At 71.8% G+C, this 18,647-nt stretch carries 16 protein-coding genes; 13 read left to right on the forward strand and 3 right to left on the reverse strand.

Annotation, left to right across the window (positions count from 1 at the left end; translation table 11 throughout):
• Window positions 1-4 precede the first annotated feature (4 nt).
• The 13 genes from nuoI to rarD all read left to right on the forward strand — a co-directional run bounded on the left by nuoI (window position 5) and on the right by rarD (window position 15,248).
• Window positions 5-586, forward strand: a complete 582-nt coding sequence (gene nuoI / locus OG403_RS21450) for an NADH-quinone oxidoreductase subunit NuoI (protein WP_329566795.1) — start codon at window positions 5-7, stop codon at window positions 584-586.
• Window positions 583-1,464: an NADH-quinone oxidoreductase subunit J gene (locus OG403_RS21455; RefSeq protein ID WP_329566798.1), complete on the forward strand. Its 882-nt coding sequence runs from the start codon at window positions 583-585 to the stop codon at window positions 1,462-1,464. Before nuoI ends, OG403_RS21455 begins: the two co-directional genes overlap by 4 nt.
• A complete protein-coding gene (gene nuoK, locus OG403_RS21460; RefSeq protein WP_329566801.1) occupies window positions 1,461-1,760 on the forward strand; it encodes an NADH-quinone oxidoreductase subunit NuoK in 300 nt (99 codons plus the stop codon). The genes OG403_RS21455 and nuoK overlap by 4 nt, the downstream gene beginning before the upstream one ends.
• A 9-nt stretch (window positions 1,761-1,769) precedes the next feature.
• On the forward strand, window positions 1,770-3,689 hold the full coding sequence (gene nuoL, locus OG403_RS21465; RefSeq protein ID WP_329566803.1) for an NADH-quinone oxidoreductase subunit L: 1,920 nt from the start codon (window positions 1,770-1,772) through the stop codon (window positions 3,687-3,689).
• 43 nt (window positions 3,690-3,732) lie between these two features.
• Complete coding sequence (locus tag OG403_RS21470) at window positions 3,733-5,349, forward strand: NADH-quinone oxidoreductase subunit M (protein ID WP_329566805.1); 1,617 nt, start codon at window positions 3,733-3,735, stop codon at window positions 5,347-5,349.
• Between the two features lie 44 nt (window positions 5,350-5,393).
• Window positions 5,394-7,013 carry an NADH-quinone oxidoreductase subunit NuoN gene (nuoN, locus tag OG403_RS21475; RefSeq protein WP_329572426.1) on the forward strand — a complete coding sequence of 540 codons (1,620 nt, stop codon included), beginning with the start codon at window positions 5,394-5,396 and terminating at the stop codon, window positions 7,011-7,013.
• A 187-nt stretch (window positions 7,014-7,200) separates the two neighbouring features.
• The gene (locus tag OG403_RS21480; protein ID WP_329566807.1) at window positions 7,201-8,211 is read left to right on the forward strand and encodes a polyprenyl synthetase family protein; all 1,011 of its coding nucleotides are present in this window, start codon (window positions 7,201-7,203) and stop codon (window positions 8,209-8,211) included.
• A 53-nt stretch (window positions 8,212-8,264) separates the two neighbouring features.
• Window positions 8,265-8,924 (forward strand): response regulator transcription factor, encoded by a 660-nt coding sequence (locus OG403_RS21485; protein ID WP_329572427.1) that lies wholly within the window; start codon window positions 8,265-8,267, stop codon window positions 8,922-8,924.
• Between the two features lie 196 nt (window positions 8,925-9,120).
• Window positions 9,121-11,067: a 2-oxoacid:acceptor oxidoreductase subunit alpha gene (locus OG403_RS21490; RefSeq protein ID WP_442910949.1), complete on the forward strand. Its 1,947-nt coding sequence runs from the start codon at window positions 9,121-9,123 to the stop codon at window positions 11,065-11,067.
• Window positions 11,064-12,122, forward strand: a complete 1,059-nt coding sequence (locus OG403_RS21495) for a 2-oxoacid:ferredoxin oxidoreductase subunit beta (RefSeq protein WP_329566808.1) — start codon at window positions 11,064-11,066, stop codon at window positions 12,120-12,122. Before OG403_RS21490 ends, OG403_RS21495 begins: the two co-directional genes overlap by 4 nt.
• Before the next feature lie 74 nt (window positions 12,123-12,196).
• Window positions 12,197-13,102, forward strand: coding sequence for an RNA polymerase sigma-70 factor (locus OG403_RS21500; RefSeq protein WP_329566810.1), 906 nt, complete (start codon window positions 12,197-12,199; stop codon window positions 13,100-13,102).
• A 41-nt stretch (window positions 13,103-13,143) separates the two neighbouring features.
• Window positions 13,144-14,199 carry a hypothetical protein gene (locus OG403_RS21505; RefSeq protein ID WP_329566812.1) on the forward strand — a complete coding sequence of 352 codons (1,056 nt, stop codon included), beginning with the start codon at window positions 13,144-13,146 and terminating at the stop codon, window positions 14,197-14,199.
• Window positions 14,200-14,288: 89 nt separating this feature from the next.
• On the forward strand, window positions 14,289-15,248 hold the full coding sequence (gene rarD / locus OG403_RS21510; protein WP_329566814.1) for an EamA family transporter RarD: 960 nt from the start codon (window positions 14,289-14,291) through the stop codon (window positions 15,246-15,248).
• 25 nt (window positions 15,249-15,273) lie between these two features.
• Here the strand turns inward: rarD and OG403_RS21515 are convergent, their stop codons facing one another.
• Genes OG403_RS21515 through OG403_RS21525 form a run of 3 tightly spaced genes read right to left on the reverse strand, consistent with a single transcriptional unit; the run spans window position 15,274 to window position 18,471 of the window.
• On the reverse strand, window positions 15,274-16,167 hold the full coding sequence (locus OG403_RS21515; RefSeq protein WP_329566817.1) for an ABC transporter permease: 894 nt from the start codon (window positions 16,165-16,167) through the stop codon (window positions 15,274-15,276).
• Window positions 16,154-17,176, reverse strand: coding sequence for an ABC transporter ATP-binding protein (locus OG403_RS21520; protein WP_329566819.1), 1,023 nt, complete (start codon window positions 17,174-17,176; stop codon window positions 16,154-16,156). Before OG403_RS21520 ends, OG403_RS21515 begins: the two co-directional genes overlap by 14 nt.
• 2 nt (window positions 17,177-17,178) lie before the next feature.
• Window positions 17,179-18,471, reverse strand: coding sequence for a LolA family protein (locus OG403_RS21525; protein WP_329566821.1), 1,293 nt, complete (start codon window positions 18,469-18,471; stop codon window positions 17,179-17,181).
• Window positions 18,472-18,647: the final 176 nt, after the last annotated feature.

The raw sequence follows: 18,647 nt of genomic DNA on the forward strand, positions 1-18,647 counted from the left end.
CGAGATGCCAGAGTCCGACGACAAGCCGTCGCTGCTGGGCCCGGCCGCAGGCTTCGGCGTGACCTTCACGGCCATGTTCAAGAAGCGGCTGACCGAGCAGTACCCGGAGCAGAAGAAGCCCACCGCCCCCCGGTTCCACGGCCGCCACCAGCTCAACCGCCACCCCGACGGCCTGGAGAAGTGCGTCGGCTGCGAGTTGTGCGCCTGGGCCTGCCCGGCGGACGCGATCTACGTGGAGGGCGCCGACAACACCGAGGAGGAGCGCTACTCCCCGGGTGAGCGGTACGGCGCTGTCTACCAGATCAACTACGCCCGCTGCATCCTCTGCGGGCTGTGCATCGAGGCCTGCCCGACCCGCGCGCTGACCATGACCAACGAGTACGAGCTGGCCGACTCCTCGCGGGCCGACCTGATCTTCACCAAGGAGCAGCTGCTGGCCGGCCTGACCGAGGGCATGGTCGCGCCGCCGCACGAGATGTACCCGGGGACCGAGGAGGGCGCGTACTACCGCGGCGAGGTCACCCACGCCGCGCCCGGCACGCCCACCCAGGAGCGGCACGACAACGGCACGGAGGTGACCGCATGACCTCCACCGGTGAGGCGGTCCAGTTCTGGGTGCTCGCGGTGATCGCGGTCGGTGGCGCGCTCGGCATGCTGACCATGCGCAAGGCGGTGCACAGCGCGCTCTGCCTGGCCGCCACCATGATCGCGCTGGCGATCTGCTACCTGGCCCAGGGCGCGGTCTTCCTGGGCGTGGTGCAGATCGTGGTCTACACCGGCGCGATCATGATGCTCTTCCTCTTCGTGGTGATGCTGGTCGGCGTCACCTCCGCCGACTCGCTCAAGGAGCAGCTGAAGGGCCAGCGGGCGGCCGCCGTGCTCTGCGGCCTGGGCTTCGGGGCGCTGCTGATCGCCGGCATCGCGCACGCCAGGCTCGGGCACTTCCCTGGCCTGGCCGAGGCCAACGCCGAGGGCAACGTGCAGGGCCTGGCCCGGCTGATCTTCACCAAGTACGTCTGGGCCTTCGAGGTCACCGGCGCGCTGCTGATCACCGCGGCGATCGGCGCGATGCTGCTGACCCACCGCGAGCACGTGACCGCCCCGAGCAGCCAGCGGGAGCTGGCGGCCCGGCGGGTGCGGGAGAACAAGCAGGTCCCGCCGCTGCCGGCGCCCGGCGTCTACGCCCGGCACAACGCGGTGGACATCGCGGGCCTGCTGCCGGACGGCACCATCGCCGAGGACTCGGTGATGGCCACCCTGCGCGAGCGCGGCCAGATCCGCGACGTCAGCCAGGACATGCTGCACCGGATGGCCGAGCTGGAGAACACCACGGCCGAGTGGCTGGGCCGCCCGTCCTCCGAGCGCCCGCCGCTGCCCAGCCAGCCGCGCCCCGCGCTGGAGCCGGTGCCGAACCACCACAAGTCGACGGACGATTCCGCGCAGAACCGGGAGGATGGCGAGTGAACCCCGTCAACTACCTCTATCTCGCAGCCCTGTTGTTCACCATCGGGGCGTCCGGGGTGCTGGTCCGGCGCAACGCGATCGTCCTGTTCATGTGCGTGGAGCTGATGCTCAACGCCTCCAACCTGGCCCTGGTCACCTTCTCCCGGCTGCACGACAACCTGGACGGCCAGATCCTGGCCTTCTTCACCATGGTGGTCGCGGCGGCCGAGGTCGTGGTGGGCCTGGCGATCATCGTGAGCATCTTCCGTACCAGGCACTCGGCTTCGGTCGACGACAGCAACCTGATGAAGCTGTAGGGGCCCAGGGTGAACTCTCTTATTCCGCTGCTCATCGCAGCGCCGCTGGTCGGGGCTGCCCTGCTGCTGCTCGGCGGCCGTGCGCTCGACCGGTTCGGCCACTGGCTGGGCACCTTCGCGGCGCTGCTCTCCTTCGTCTTCGCGCTGGTGCTGTTCAGCAGCATGCTGGGCCGCAGCGTCGACCAACGCCCGGTCCACGAGCACCTGTTCAGCTGGATCTCGGTGGGCACCTTCCAGGCCGACGTCTCCTTCCAGCTCGACCAGCTCTCGATGACCTTCGTCCTGCTGATCACCGGTGTCGGCACCCTGATCCACGTCTACTCCGTGGGCTACATGGAGCACGACGAGCGCCGCCGCCGCTTCTTCGGCTACCTCAACCTCTTCCTGGCCGCCATGCTGCTGCTCGTGCTGGCGGACAACTACCTGCTGCTGTACGTCGGTTGGGAGGGCGTCGGGCTTGCCTCGTACCTGCTGATCGGCTTCTGGCAGCACAAGCCGAGCGCGGCCACCGCGGCCAAGAAGGCGTTCATCGTCAACCGGGTCGGCGACATGGGCCTCTCCATCGCGATCATGCTGATGTTCACCCAGTTCGGCAGCTTCGCCTTCGGCCCGGTCTTCGCCACCGCGCACGAGGCGAGCAGCGGGCGGCTGACCGCGATCGGGCTGCTGCTGCTGCTCGCGGCCTGCGGCAAGTCGGCCCAGGTGCCGCTGCAGAGCTGGCTCGGCGACGCGATGGAGGGCCCGACCCCGGTCTCCGCGCTGATCCACGCGGCCACCATGGTGACCGCCGGCGTCTACCTGATCACCCGCTCGAACGCGATCTTCAACCTGGCGCCGGACGCACAGCTCGCGGTGGTCTGCGTCGGTGCGGTGACGCTGATCTTCGGTGCGATCGTCGGTTGCGCCAAGGACGACATCAAGAAGGCGCTGGCCGGTTCGACCATGTCGCAGATCGGCTACATGATCCTGGCGGCGGGCCTGGGCCCGATCGGCTACGTCTTCGCGATCATGCACCTGGTCACCCACGGCTTCTTCAAGGCCGGGCTCTTCCTCGGCGCCGGGTCGGTCATGCACGGGATGAACGACGAGGTGAACATGCGTCACTACGGCGGCCTGCGCAAGTACATGCCGATCACCTACGTCACCTTCGGGCTCGGCTACCTGGCGATCATCGGGTTCCCCGGCCCGTCCGGCTTCTGGTCCAAGGACCGGATCATCGAGGCCGCCTTCGCCAAGGGCGGCGCCGAGGGCTGGATCCTGGGCACCATCACCCTGATCGGCGCGGCGATCACCGCGTTCTACATGACCCGGGTGATGCTGCTGACCTTCTTCGGCGAGAAGCGCTGGCAGCCGACTGCAGACATCAGCGGCTCTGCCACGGGCGAGGGCCACCAGCCGCACCCGCACGAGTCCCCGAAGTCGATGACCATCCCGATGGTCCTGCTGTCCGTCGGCTCGGTCCTCGCCGGTGGCCTGTTCGTCCTCAACAACTCCTTCCAGCACTGGCTGGAGCCGATCACCGGGTTCAGCGAGGGCAACTCCCCGCTGCCGTCCGGCGTGATCATGGCGCTCAGCATCGCCTGCATGCTGGCCGGGGCCGGGCTCGCCTACGCGGTCTACGGGCGCGCGCCGGTGCCGGTGGTCCCGCCGGTCGGCTCGGCGCTCACCCGGGCGGCCCGCCGCGACCTGCTGCAGGACGACTTCAACCACGCCGTCCTGGTGCGTCCCGGCTCCGCGCTCACCGCGGCGCTGGTCTTCTTCGACAGCAGGGGTCTGGACGGCTTCGTCAACGGCCTGGCCGCGAGCATCGGGGGCATCTCCGCTCGGCTGCGCCGGGTGCAGAACGGCTACGTCCGTTCCTACGCCCTCTCCATGTTCGGCGGCACGCTGGTGCTGGTCGCCACGACTCTCCTGATGAGGTCGAGCTGATGAATCGTCTGACAAATCCGAGGCATCGTCAGGAGGCGGGCACATGAGCTACCTGCTGACCGCCACCTGTGCCGTCCCGGCCGCCGGGGCGATCCTCACCGCCGCGCTGCCCGCCGGCACCAGCGAGTCCCGGCGGCGCATCACCAAGAGCGTCGCGCTCGGTTTCTCCGTGGTCACCCTCGCGCTGACCGGGCTGATCGCCGCCGACTTCAAGCCCGGCGGCGCGCGCTACCAACTCACCGAGTCGCACAGCTGGATCCGCTCCTTCGGGATCGACTTCTCGCTCGGGGTGGACGGCATCGCCGCGGTGCTGGTGCTGCTCACCTCGGTGCTGGTGCCGCTGGTGATGCTGGCCTCCTGGCACGACGCGGACCCCGCCCCCTCACCGGACGGCACCTTCGAGAACCGTCGCAGGACGCAGGGCTTCTTCGCGCTGATCCTGGCCGTCGAGGCGATGGTGATCGTCTCCTTCCTGGCCACCGACGTCTTCCTCTTCTACGTCTTCTTCGAAGCCATGCTGATCCCGATGTACTTCCTGATCGGCGGCTTCGGCGACAAGGCGGGCGGCCCCGAAGCCTCCCGCCAACGCTCCTACGCGGCAGTCAAGTTCCTGCTCTACAACCTGCTCGGCGGCCTGGTCATGCTGGCCGCCGTGATCGGCCTGTACGTGATCGCGCAGGGCCAGGGGCTGGGCACCTTCGACCTCCAGACGCTCACCTCGGCGGTGGCCGACGGCAAGCTGGTGATCAACCCGACCGCCGAACGGGCGCTCTTCCTCGGCTTCTTCTTCGCCTTCGCGGTGAAGGCCCCGCTCTGGCCGCTGCACACCTGGCTGCCGAACGCGATGGGCGAGGCCACGGCCGGCACCGCCGTGCTGATCACCGCCGTGGTGGACAAGGTCGGCACCTTCGCGATGCTCCGGTTCTGCCTCGGCCTCTTCCCGGACGCCTCGAAGTTCTTCGCCCCCGCGATCCTGGTGCTCTCGGTGATCGGGATCATCTACGGCGCACTGCTGGCGGTGGGTCAGAAGGACATCAAGCGGCTGGTCGCCTACGCCTCGATCTCGCACTTCGGCTTCATCATCCTGGGCATCTTCGCGATGACCAGCCAGGGCCAGAGCGGCGCCACCCTCTACATGGTCAACCACGGCATCTCGACCGCCCTGCTGATGCTGATCGCCGGCTTCCTGATCTCCCGGCGCGGCTCGCGCCTGATCGCCGACTTCGGCGGCGTGCAGAAGGTCGCCCCGGTGCTGGCCGGCACCTTCCTGATCGGCGGCCTGGCCACCCTCTCGCTGCCCGGCCTGGCCCCGTTCGTCAGCGAGTTCCTGGTCCTGGTCGGCACCTTCAGCCGCTACCCGGCGCTCGGCGTGATCGCCACCCTGGGCATCGTGCTGGCCGCGCTCTACGTCCTGGTCCTCTACCAGCGCACCATGACCGGGCCGGTCCGGGAGAGCGTCAGCAAGATGCCCGACCTGAAGGCCCGGGAGGTGCTGGTGGCCGCCCCGCTGATCGCGCTGACCCTGGTCTTCGGGATCTACCCCAAGCCGCTCACCGACCTGGTGAACCCGGCGGTGGCCGACACCCTCTCCCAGGTCCACCGGACCGACCCGGCCCCGGCCCACCCGGTGGCCATCCCTGCCGGAGGTGAGCAGCAGTGAGCGTCCCCCTTCTCCACGGCGCGGGGTCCGTCCACAGCGTGTGGATGACGGCGGCCGGTGCCAACACGCCGAGCATCCCGGCCCCGCAGATCGAGTACGGCCAGCTCTCCCCGATGCTGATCGTCTTCGGCACGGCCGTCGCGGGCATCCTGGCCGAGGCCTTCCTGCCGCGCCGGGCCCGCTACGCCACCCAGGTCAGCCTGGCGCTGACCGGCCTGGCCGGCGCCTTCATCGCGCTGATCGTGCTCGCCTCCCAGGGCTACGGCTCGACCAAGAGCGGGCTGATCGCGATGGGCTCGGTGGCACTGGACGGCCCCGCGCTCTTCCTGCAGGGCGTGATCCTGCTCGCCGCGGTGGTCGCCGTGCTGCTCTACGCCGAGCGCGGCCTGGACCCGCGCGCCGAGGGCGGTCCGCGCGACGCCTTCACCGCGCAGGGCGCCGCCACCCCGGGCAGCGAGCAGGAGCGGCAGGCCACCCGGGCCGGTTTCGCCTCCACCGAGGTCTACCCGCTCACCCTGTTCGCGGTCGGCGGGATGCTGCTCTTCCCGGCCGCCAACGACCTGCTGACCATGTTCGTGGCCCTCGAGGTCTTCTCGCTGCCGCTCTACCTGCTCTGCGCGCTGGCCCGCCGGCGCCGGCTGCTCTCCCAGGAGGCGGCGGTCAAGTACTTCCTGCTCGGCTCCTTCGCCTCGGCCTTCTTCCTGTTCGGCAGCGCGCTGCTGTACGGGTACGCGGGCACCTTCCGGCTGCCGGAGATCGCCGACGTGGTCTCCGGCACCGCCCCCGCCACCCCGGGGCTGGTGGTCAGCACCCAGAACGACGCGCTGCTGCTGATCGGCCTGGGGATGGTCGCGGTCGGCCTGCTCTTCAAGGTCGGCGCCGTCCCGTTCCACGCCTGGACCCCGGACGTCTACCAGGGCGCCCCGACCCCGGTGACCGGCTTCATGGCCGCCGCCACCAAGGTCGCCGCCTTCGGCGCGCTGCTGCGCCTCTTCTACGTGGCCTTTCCCGGGCTGCGCTGGGACTGGCGCCCGGTGATGTGGGCTGTGGCGATCCTCACCATGGTGGCCGGCGCGATCCTCGCGGTGACCCAGCAGGACGTGAAGCGGCTGCTGGCCTACTCCTCGATCGCGCACGCCGGGTTCATCCTGACCGGCGTGATCGCCACCAACCGGCAGGGGCTGGCGGCGGTCCTCTTCTACCTGCTCTCCTACTCCTTCGTCACCCTGGGCGCCTTCGCCGTGGTCACCCTGGTGCGCGACTCCAAGGGCGAGGCGACCCACCTGTCCAGCTGGGCCGGGCTCGGGCGCCGCTCGCCGCTGCTCGCGGCGGTCTTCGCGCTCTTCCTGCTGGCCTTCGCCGGGATCCCGCTGACCAGCGGCTTCACCGGGAAGTTCGCGGTCTTCCAGGCCGCGGCGGCGGGCGGCGCGACGCCGCTGGTGATCGTCGGTGTGCTGAGCTCGGCGGTGGCCGCCTTCTTCTACATCCGGGTGATCGTGCTGATGTTCTTCTCCGACCCGCAGCCGAACGGCCCGGCGGTGGCGATCCCCAGCGTCTTCACCACGATGGCGATCTCGCTGGGCGTGATCGTCACGCTGGGTCTGGGACTGCTGCCGCAGTACTTCCTGGATCTGGCCTCCAAGGCAGCGCTGTTCACCCACTGAGGCAGCGCTGTTCACCGGCCCGTGCGCCGGGTCCTGGGCCGTCGGCGGCCCGGACCCGGCGCGATCTTCGCCGCGCTACCCGCACGCCCGTACAGTGATCCACTCGTGACCGGATACGCTGCTGGGGATGGCAGCGGCCGCAACAGGGACCGGACCGCATGATCGACCGGCGACAGGAGTGGTCTTCGTGACCGTCGTGGAACCCTTCGGGCTCAGCGTGCAGGACCGCGATCTGACCCGTGACGTCCAGGCCGGGCTCGAGGCGGTGGAGGCCGCCATGGCCGAGGCCGTGAAGAGCGACCGGCCGCTGATCGCCATCACCGCGAACCACCTGATCAAGGCCGGCGGCAAGCGCTTCCGCCCGCTGCTGGTGATGCTGGCCGCCCAGTTCGGCGACCCGGCCGCGCCCGGCGTGGTGCCGGCCGCCGTGGTGGTCGAGCTGACCCACCTGGCCACGCTGTACCACGACGACGTGATGGACGAGGCCCCGGTGCGCCGTGGGGTGCCCACCGTCAACGCCCGCTGGGACAACTCGGTGGCCATCCTGACCGGCGACTTCCTCTTCTCCCGCGCCTCCCAGGTGCTCGCGGACCTCGGCCCCGAGGCGGTCCGGATCCAGGCCGACGCCTTCGAGCGGCTGGTCACCGGGCAGATCCTGGAGACCGCCGGGCCCCGCCCCGACGAGGACCAGCTGGCCCACTACCTGGACGTGCTGGCCGGCAAGACCGGCGCGTTGATCGCCGTCTCCGGCCGGTTCGGCGCGCTGATGTCCGGTGCCGAGCCCTGGGTGGTGGACATCCTCACCGAGTACGGCGAGAAGATGGGCATCGCCTTCCAGCTGGCCGACGACGTGCTGGACATCGCCAGCGACGGCCACGAGTCCGGCAAGACCCCCGGCACCGACCTGCGCGAGGGCGTGCCCACGCTGCCGCTGCTGCTGCTGAAGTCGATGCCGGTGGACGAGAGCGACCCCGAGGACGCCCGGCTGCGCGAGCTGCTCGAGCAGGACCTGACGGACGACCAGGTGCACGCCGAGGTGCTGCGCCTGCTGCGCCGGCACCCGGCCCTGGAGCGCGCCCGCCGCGAGACGCTGCGCTACGCCGAGGAGGCCCGCGCGCTGCTCGCCCCGCTGCCGGACGGCCCGGCCAAGGCGGCACTGCAGGGTCTCTGCGACGCGGTGGCGATCCGTACCATGTGAGCGGCGCTCCGCAGGAGCGTCGTCGATCATCGTCCTGGGGGAGAAGCACCATGCTGCGCGTCGTCATCGCCGAGGACTCGGTCCTGCTCCGGGAGGGCCTGATCCGGCTGCTCACCGACCGCGGACTGGAGGTGGTCGCCGGGGTCGGCGACGGCGAGGCGCTGATCCGCACCGTCCACGAGCTGGCGAAGGACGAGGCGCTGCCCGACGTGGTGGTGGCCGACGTGCGGATGCCGCCGACCCACACCGACGAGGGCGTGCGGGCCTGCGTGGCGCTGCGCGGCAGCTTCCCGGAGCTCGGGGTGCTGGTGCTCTCCCAGCACGTGGAGCAGCAGTACGCCGCCGAGCTGCTGGCCGGCTCCACCCGCGGGGTCGGCTACCTGCTCAAGGACCGGGTGGCCGAGGTGCGCGAGTTCGTGGACGCGGTGGTCCGGGTGGCCGGCGGCGGCACCGCGCTGGACCCCGAGGTGGTGCAGCAACTGCTCAGCCGCAGCCGCAAGGGCGACGTGCTGGCCGGGCTGACCCCGCGCGAGCGCGAGGTGCTCGCGCTGATGGCCGAGGGCCGGACCAACGCCGCGGTGGCCAAGCAGCTGGTGGTCTCGCACGGCGCGGTGGAGAAGCACGTCAGCAACATCTTCCTCAAGCTCGGCCTGGCGCAGAGCCCGGAGGACCACCGCCGGGTGCTCGCGGTGCTCACCTACCTGAACTCCTGACCGGTCCTCGGGCGAACTCCCGACCGGCGGGGCCCGCCTGATCGACCGCCCGGGTGGCCGCGGATACACCTGTCGCCGCTTCGCTCGAGTTACAGCCCAGGGATTCGCGACCCGCATAGGATGCGATCGGTGCACCAGGCGGACGGGGCACACGGCTCACGCCCGCGGCTGGTACCCCTGAGGGAGGTTCGCGGCAGTGACCAGCGAGGTCGATCAGGCAGAGGCGGCGAGCGGCGGCCCGGGCGCGCCGAACGGCCGACCAGCACCAGGCGCCCCCCGGCGCGCCAAGCCGGTCCGGCAGGTGGACCGGGTGATCATCCGGTTCGCCGGTGACTCGGGCGACGGCATGCAGCTCACCGGGGACCGCTTCACCTCCGAGACGGCGTCCTTCGGCAACGACCTCTCCACGCTGCCGAACTTCCCTGCCGAGATCCGCGCCCCCCAGGGCACCCTGCCCGGCGTCTCCAGCTTCCAACTGCACTTCGCCGACCACGACATCCTCACCCCGGGCGATGCGCCCGACGTGCTGGTGGCGATGAACCCGGCCGCGCTCAAGGCCAACCTGCCGGACCTGCCGAACGGCGCGGAGATCATCGTCGACACCGACGAGTTCACCAAGCGGGCGCTGGCGAAGGTCGGTTACGCCGCCGACCCGCTGACCGACGGCTCGCTGGACGGCTTCCACCTGCACAAGGTGCCGCTGACCACGCTGACCCTGGAGGCGCTCAAGGACAGCGGGCTGGCCCGCAAGGACGCCGGCCGGGCCAAGAACATGTTCGCGCTCGGGCTGCTCTCCTGGCTGTACCACCGGCCCACCCAGGGGACCGAATCGTTCCTGCGCACCAAGTTCGCCAAGAAGCCGGCCATCGCCGAGGCCAACGTGCTGGCGTTCAAGGCGGGTTGGAACTTCGGCGAGACCACCGAGGACTTCGCGGTCTCCTACGAGGTGCCGCCGGCCAAGCTGCCGGCCGGCACCTACCGCAACATCTCCGGCAACCTGGCGCTCTCCTACGGCCTGATCGCCGCCTCCGAGCGCTCGGGCCTGCCGCTCTTCCTCGGCTCCTACCCGATCACCCCGGCCTCCGACATCCTGCACGAGCTGTCCAAGCACAAGAACTTCGGCGTGCGGACCTTCCAGGCGGAGGACGAGATCGCCGGTATCGGGGCTGCGCTCGGCGCGGCGTTCGGCGGCGCGCTGGGCGTCACCACCACCTCGGGGCCGGGCGTGGCGCTGAAGTCGGAGACCATCGGCCTGGCGGTCTCGCTCGAACTGCCGCTGCTGGTGGTGGACATCCAGCGCGGCGGCCCGTCCACCGGGCTGCCGACCAAGACCGAGCAGGCCGACCTGCTGCAGGCGATGTTCGGGCGCAACGGCGAGGCGCCGGTGCCGATCGTGGCTCCGGCCACCCCGGCCGAGTGCTTCGAGGCGGCGCTGGAGGCGGCCCGGATCGCGGTCACCTACCGGACCCCGGTGCTGCTGCTCTCGGACGGCTACCTGGCCAACGGCTCGGAGCCCTGGCGGATCCCGGGGGTGGACGAACTCCCGGTGATCGAGCCGGACTTCGCCACCGGTCCGAACACCCCCGAGGGGGAGTTCTGGCCCTACAAGCGTGATCCGCAGACCCTGGCCCGCCCGTGGGCGGTGCCCGGCACGGCCGGTCTGGAGCACCGGATCGGCGGTATCGAGAAGCAGGACGGCACCGGCAACATCTCCTACGACCCGGCCAACCACGACCTGATGGTTCGCACCCGGCAGGCCAAGGTGGACGGCGTCGCGGTGCGCCCGATCGAGGTCGACGACCCGGACGGCCAGGCCCGGGTGCTGGTGATCGGCTGGGGCTCCACCTACGGCCCGATCACCGCAGCGGTGCGCCGACTGAGGGCGGACGGCGGCAAGGTCGCCCAGGCGCACCTGCGCAACCTCAACCCCTTCCCGGCCAACCTGGGTGCGGTGCTGGGGAGTTACGACAAGGTCATCGTGCCCGAGATGAACCTGGGCCAGCTGGCCATGCTGCTCCGGGCCAAGTACCTGGTGGACGCCCAGTCCTACAACCAGGTGCGCGGACTGCCGTTCAAGGCGGCGCAGTTGGCGGATGTGCTGTGGGCGGCGATCGGGACGCTGGACGGGAGCGACGACGAATGAGTGCCACTGAGAATTCCGGCTTCACCTCCCTGAAGCTGGTGCCGAAGGCCGACGCGCTGCAGAGCGCCAAGGACTTCCGGACCGACCAGGAGGTGCGCTGGTGCCCGGGCTGCGGGGACTACGCGATCCTGGCGGCGGTGCAGTCCTTCATGCCGGAGCTGGGCATCCGGCGGGAGAACACCGTCTTCGTCTCCGGGATCGGCTGCTCCTCGCGGTTCCCGTACTACATGAACACCTACGGGGTGCACTCGATCCACGGCCGGGCGCCGGCGATCGCCACCGGCCTCGCCACCACCCGGCGCGACCTGAGCGTCTGGGTGGTCACCGGGGACGGCGACTCGCTGTCGATCGGCGGCAACCACCTGATCCACGCGCTGCGCCGCAACGTCAACCTGAAGATCCTGCTCTTCAACAACCGGATCTACGGACTGACGAAGGGTCAGTACTCGCCGACCTCGGAGGTCGGCAAGATCACCAAGTCCACCCCGATGGGCTCGCTGGACGCGCCGTTCAACCCGCTCTCGCTCGCGCTCGGCGCCGAGGCCACCTTCGTCGCCCGCAGCCTCGACTCCGACCGCAAGCACCTGACCTCGGTGCTGCGCGCCGCCGCCGAGCACCAGGGCACCGCGCTGGTGGAGATCTACCAGAACTGCAACATCTTCAACGACGGCGCCTTCGACGCGCTCAAGGACCCGGCCGGCGCCGAGCGGGCGCTGATCCGCCTGGAGCACGGGCAGCCGATCACCTTCGCCGACCAGGGCGTCTTCCGCGACCCGGCCACCGGCGAGCTGACCGTCGCCGAGGTCACCGACGCCAACCGGGCCGAGGTGCTGGTCCACGACGCCCACGCGGCCAGCCCCGTGACGGCCTTCGCGCTCTCCCGGCTGGCCGACAACGACACCCTGCACCGCACCCCGATCGGCGTGCTGCGCAGCGTCCGGCGGCCGGTCTACGACACCCTGATGGCCGACCAGTTGGAGACCGCGGTGCAGCAGCGCGGGGCCGGCGAGCTGGCCGGTCTGCTGGCGGGCAAGGACACCTGGACCGTCGCCTAGCCAGCACTGTCAGCACCGTCACCACCTGCCCCCGGGTGCTTGCCCGGGGGCAGGGCCGCTGGCAGCCTGGCAGCATGATCGACGCCTACGTTGACGACTCCTTCATCGAGCACCGGCGGTTGCTCTTCGCCACCGCCTACCGGCTGTTGGGCAGTGTGGCCGACGCCGAGGACATCCTGCAGGACGCCTGGCTCAAGTGGGCCGGGGTGGACCGGGACACGGTCGCCCATCCGAAGGCGTACCTGGTGCGGACGGTCACCAACCTGGCGCTCAGCAAGCTCACCTCCGCCCAGGCCAGGCGCGAGGCCTACGTCGGCCCGTGGCTGCCCGAGCCGCTGCTGACCGAGCCGGACGCCGCCGAGCAGGCCGAACGCGCGGAGTCGGTCTCGCTGGCCATGCTGGTGGTGCTGGAGACGCTCAGCCCGCTGGAGCGCGCGGTCTTCGTGCTGCGCGAGGTCTTCGGATACTCCAACGCCGAGATCGCCCAGGCGCTGGACAAGTCCGAGGCGGCCGTGCGGCAGACCGCGCACCGGGCCAAGGAGCACGTGGCGGCCCGGCGCCCGCGCTTCGACACCGACCCGGGCGAGCGCCGCCAGGTCACCGAGCGCTTCCTGGCCGCCTGCGCGAGCGGCGACGCGGCGCGGGTGATGGAGCTGCTGGCGCCCGAGGTGACCGCCTGGTCGGACGGCGGCGGCGTGGTGCGCGCCGCGCGGCGCCCGGTGCACGGGCCGGACCACGTGGCGCGCTGGCTGCTCGGGGTGCTGGCCAAGCCGGAGATGGCGGGAGCGGCGATCGAGCGGGTCTGGCTCAACGGCGAGCAGGCACTGCACTTCCACCGGGACGGAGCCACCCTGGGCACGCTCAGCCTCGAGCTGCTCGACGGCCGGGTGCAGGCGCTGCGGGCGCAGGTCAACCCCGGGAAGCTGGCCGGCCTGCGGACACCGGCCCCCTGGGAGCGGGTGCCGTCGCAGGGCGCGTAGCCTCGACGCGAGCGGACGGGTGGGTTCCGGGGGGAGCAGTGGTGGACGTGGTCGAATTCCTGCTGGGCTGTGCGGTGATCGGGATCGCCGTGCAGGGCACCAGGGCGGCGCGGGCCGCCAAGCGGTCGGCGGCCGAGGCGGCGGCGGCGCTGGCCGAGATCAAGGCGATCCAGGGAGCGGGCTCGCCGGGCGCGCTCAGCCTCACCAAGGCCCCGGTGCCGGGGCGGCCGCAGCAACTCGCGGTGCTGCACACCGAGCTGGTGCAGGTGCTGGGCCGCCGCGCGGCGAACGAGCTGCGGGCGGCACCGGTGGATGCGGTGCCCGAGCCGGTGCCCGAGCCGAAGCCCGAGCCACAGCCCGAGCCGAAGCCCGAGCCCGCACCGGAGCCGGCGCCCGTGCGCAAGGCCAGGCCGAAGCGGACCGGCGCGGCTCCGCAGGACTCGCTCGACCGGGTTCCCAAGGCGGTGCCCGGCGAGCGCTTCGAGTACTCCGGCCTGTTCACCGGGAAGCGCGAGGAGCGGATCCCGATCGACTGGCCCGAGCCCGGCGCGGTCGCCGTGGTGGAGGCGATCGGGATGGCCGAGGACCATCTGACGGGCTACCCGATGACCCGGGACGAGCGCCACAACCGGTTCCTCTGGGCCTCCTCGCACAGCCGGGCGCCGGTCCGGGCGCGTGCCCTGCTGACCCGGGGCATGACCCATGTCGAGCTGCGCGCGGGTGACGGTGTCACCGAGTGGTTCGTGCGGCTGCTCGGCCCTTCGGAGCTGGACGAGCTGGACGCGCTGGCCGGCGACCGGGCCGGCAAGGGCGGTCTGATCACCGCCGTGCGTCCGGTCGCGGTCGCGGAGGTCGAGGTGCACGTGCGGTCGGCCTCCTGGAGCGCCCAGTTCGTCTGCGGCTGCTGGGCCGGGGACGACTGCGCCTGCCCGCTGCCGAAGGGGTTCGCCGCGACGCCCCGCGCGGTGCTCGGCCGGCGCGCGGGCACCGAGGTGCTCGTCCTGCCGCGCCCGGGTCTGTTCGTGATCAAGACCGAGGAGCCGACCGACTCCTGGCGCCTGAGCCTGCGCCCCGTCGACGCCCGGCCCGTGTCATGACCAAACTCCGAGAACGGAGATGACAACTCCGGCCCTCGCCCGCTACGGTCGCCACGACACACGCGCGCCGAGCGGAGGAGGAGCCTGCCATGGCATCCGAGCAGCCGACACTCCACCCCGAGGCCGGCCGGGGCGTCTGGCTGGGCGCCGCCGCCTACGGGATCTGGGGACTCTTCCCGCTCTACTGGCCGCTGCTGGAGCCCACCGCCTCCGGTGACATCCTGGCCAACCGGATGGCCTGGTCGCTGATCGTGGTGGTCGCCGTCCTCACCGTGCGCCGGGAGTGGGGCTGGCTGCGTCCGCTGCTGCGCCAGCCGCGCCGGCTGGCCCTGTCGGCGCTCGCGGCCGCCGCGATCTCGGTCAACTGGGGCGTCTACATCTGGGCCGTGAACTCCGGGCACGTGGTGGAGAGCAGCCTCGGCTACTTCATCAACCCGCTGGTCACCATCGGCTTCGGCGTCCTGCTGCTGCGGGAGCGGCTGCGCCTGGCGCAGTGGGTGGCGGTCGGGGTCGGCGCGCTCTCGGTGCTGGTGCTGACCGCCGGCTACGGGCGGCTGCCGTGGATCGCGCTCACCCTGGCGCTCAGCTTCGCCGTCTACGGGCTGCTGAAGAAGAAGATCGCGCTCGGCGGGCTGGAGAGCTTCGCGCTGGAGACCGCGTTCATCTTCCCGTTCGCCGTCGCGTTCCTGGCCTACCGCTCGGCCACCGGCCACGCCGTCTTCGGCCACGGCGCGGGCCACCTGACGCTGCTGATGCTGACCGGCCCGATCACCGCCGTGCCGCTGCTCATGTTCGGTGCCGCCGCGATCCGGATCCCGCTCTCCACCATGGGCCTGCTGCAGTACCTGGCGCCGGTCTTCCAGTTCCTCTGCGGCGTCCTGTACTTCCACGAGACGATGCCGCCCGAGCGCTGGGCCGGCTTCGCGCTGGTCTGGGCGGCGCTGGCGGTGCTCAGCTGGGACGCGCTGCGCCGGGTGCGCGCGGACCGGGCGGCGCCGGTGGGGGCCGGAGCGGTCGCCCCGGCCCCCGCGCCCAGCGCCACCCGCTGAGCCGGCGTCATCGGCCCACTCGGCCTCAGGCGGTGATGTCGCGGCTGCTGAACCGGGCCCAGGCCGCCGAGCCGAAGACCGCCACGTAGAGCGCCTGCAGGCCGAGGTCCTGCCCGACCGCGTGCCAGTACATCGGCTGCCGCAGCAGGTCGCCGAAGGAGAGCCAGTAGTGGGTGAGCAGCCACGGCTGGATCGCGTGCAACTGCGGGAAGCTGTCCAGCACCTGGACGATGATCACCAGACCGACCGTGCTCGCCATCGCCGCGATCCCGCTGCCGGTCAGGGTGGAGATGAAGAGCCCGACCGCCGCCAGCCCGGCCAGCGACAGCGCCACCACACCCGAGATCAGCACCACCCGCAGCAGCGCCGCGCCCAGGCCGATGGTGTCCCCGGAGAGCAGCGTGACATCGCCGACCGGGAACAGGATCGAGCCGATCAGCAGCCCGGAGAGCGCGACCGCCAGCGTGGCGGCCAGGCAGAACGCCATGGCCGCCGTGAACTTGGCCGCCAGCAGCCTGCTCCGGCCGGCCGGTGCGACCAGCAGGTAGCGCAGCGTGCCGGTGGCGGCCTCGCCGGCCACCGAGTCGCCCGCCACCACGCCCACCGTCATCGGCAGGAAGATCGGCAGTGACGTGGCCAGCGCGGTGAAGGTCAGGAAGACGCCGTTCTGGGTGACCTGGGCGATGAACGCCGGGCCGCCGTCGCCGCCGTGCAGATTGCCGGTCTCGATCTTCACCACCACGCCGATCAGGATCGGCACCACGGCCAGCACACCCAGCAGCGCCAGCGTGCGCGCCCGGCGGAAGGTCAGCGTCAACTCACTGCGGAACAGGGCCAGGAAGCCCGGCACCGTCTGCGCCCTCGGCCCGGCCACCGCCCCCGGCGCCGCCACGACCGGTGCCGGCTCAACCCGCGACATCGAATCCCTCCCCGGTCAGCGCCACGAAGGCGTCCTCCAGCGTGCCCCGTTCGACCCCGAAGCCGCGCACCCGCACCCCGGCCCCGACCAGCGCCGCGCACAGCCGGGGCAGCGCCTGCTCGTCCAACGCGCCCCACTCGCCGTCCACCTGGCCCTCGCCGACCCGCAGGCCAGTCACCCGGTGCTCGGCCAGCACGGCCAGCGCCGCCTCGGTGTCCGCCGTGCGGACCACCAGCCGGCCCTGGGCCCGCGCGGCCAGCTCGGCCACCGTGCCCTGCACCACCAGCCGGCCCTTGGACATCACGGCGGCGTGCGTGCAGACCTGCTCGATCTCGTCCAGCAGGTGGGAGGAGAGGAAGACGGTGGTGCCCTCCGCCGCGACCTCGCGCACCAGTGCCCGGATCTCCCGCATGCCCTGCGGGTCCAGGCCGTTGGTCGGCTCGTCCAGCACCAGCAGCTCGCGCGGCTGCAGCAGCGCGGCGGCCAGCCCGAGGCGCTGCTTCATGCCCAGCGAGTAGGCGCGCGCCTTCTTGCCGGCCGCGGCGGCCAGCCCGACCCGCTCCAGCGCTCGGGCCACCCGCTGCTCGCGGGTGCGCGGGTCGCAGGTGGGGTCCGCCGAGTCGTAGCGGATCAGGTTGTCCCGGCCGGAGAGGAACCCGTAGAGCGCCGGCCCCTCGATCAGCGCGCCGACCCGGGGCAGCACGCTGCCCACCGACTGCGGCATCTGGGCGCCGAGCACGGTGGCCACGCCGGAGGTCGGGGCGATCAGGCCCATCAGCATCCGGATGGTGGTCGTCTTGCCGGAGCCGTTCGGGCCGAGGAACCCGAAGACGCTGCCGCGCGGCACCGTGAGGTCCAGTCCGTCCACGGCCAGTTGGCCGCCGGGGAAGCGCTTGGTCAGGCCCTGGGTCCTGATCACCGGTCGACCGCCGACGAGGGCCGGGTCCGCGGCTGCGGTCCGGCCCCCCTCGGTGGTCTCCGCCGTGTCCACGGCCGGAGACTGGGTCATCGCTACTTCACTCCCGCCGCTGCCTGCAGCACGGGCAGGGTGACCGCGCCGGCGTAGACGTGGTTGTCGTCGGTGATCAGCACGTTGACCACCTTGGTGCTGATCAGCGTGCCGCCGGCCACCGGCTTGCCGAGCGACTTGATCAGCTCGGTGCTGTCGGGCAGCGACCGCGCGCGGTGGCCACCGGTCGCGGCCGGGCCGCCGATCGACCCGGCGCCGGAGGTGGGCAGGGTGAAGGAGAGCACGCTGGTCCACCCGGTGCCGGACACCTTCGGGTCGGCCTGTGCCGCCGACGGGCGCGGGTGCTGCGAGGGCGCGTGGCCCGACTGCGGGTGCGCCTGCTGCTCGACCACCCGCGCGCCCTTCGGCGGGGTGAAGTCGAAGGTGCTCGCGCTCGGTGCGGTGAAGGAGACGTCGCTGAAGTGCACGTCCAGCACGGTGCCGCCGGAGGTCGATGTGGCCACCACCGCGAGCGGGGTGCCGGTGGCGGCGTCCACCGAGATCCGCACCTCGCCGATCGTCGAGCCGGACTGCGTCGGCTTGACGCTCAGCTGGTAGGCGTCCCGCCCGGCCACCGAGACGGTGCCGGCCACGCTGACCTGCGAGGTGCCCGCGCTGTCGGCCAGGAACTGCTGGGCGGCCTGCTGCGGGGTGGTCGGCACGCCGCTCAGCGGGCTCTTCGGCTGCTCCCGCACGGCGCCGGCCGCGGCGCCGGTCAGGTGCACGGCCTGGTCGCTCGCGCTGTCCCAGGCCCAGGCCTGGCCGCCGTCGCGGATCAGGTCGTACTCGGCCAGCGGCTCGATCAGCGCCACCCGCTGCTTGTCCGGTCCGTCGGCCGCGACGCGCAGCGTGTGGTCGCCGGCCAGCAGCGTGGCCAGCTTGGCCTGCGGATCGGCGCTCGCGGCCCCGCCGTCGCCCTGCTGGGCCCGGCCGCCCGCAGCCCCGGCAGCCCCGGCGGCCTGGGCCGCCCCGGCCACCGCGCCCTGGCCCGCGAGGTCGAGCAGCTGGCTCGGAACGCCGAGGTCGGTGGAGACCTGCACGGTGCCGCTCAGCGCGGTGGTCCGGTCGGCGAGCACCTTGGCGACCAACTGCTGGGCCGTCACCTGCGGCAGCGCCGGCGCGCCCGGGCTGGCCAGGGCCGGCACCACGGCCACCCCCGCCGCCGCGACGGCCGCGATCGCCACCGGCACCAGCACCCGGGCCACCGTGCGGCGCCGGGCCCGGTACGGCTCGCCGATCGGTTGGTCGCCGCCTGCCGGCTCCTGCTCGTCGAAACCCGCGTACTTGGTCGTCATCTGTCAGCCCCTTCTCAGCGCTCCGGGTTGTGCCTGCCGTCTCGTCATCCATTAGAGACCGGCGAAGCGCGCGGCACATCGCTCCCCGGGGCCATTCCCCGCTACATCCCATGGTGCAACCGACCCTGAGGCCTTATCAGGGTTGTCCGGGACACCGGGTCCTCCTGCTGGCGTAG

It is taken from the genome of Kitasatospora sp. NBC_01266 (genome assembly GCF_036242395.1).
GTDB lineage: Bacteria > Actinomycetota > Actinomycetes > Streptomycetales > Streptomycetaceae > Kitasatospora.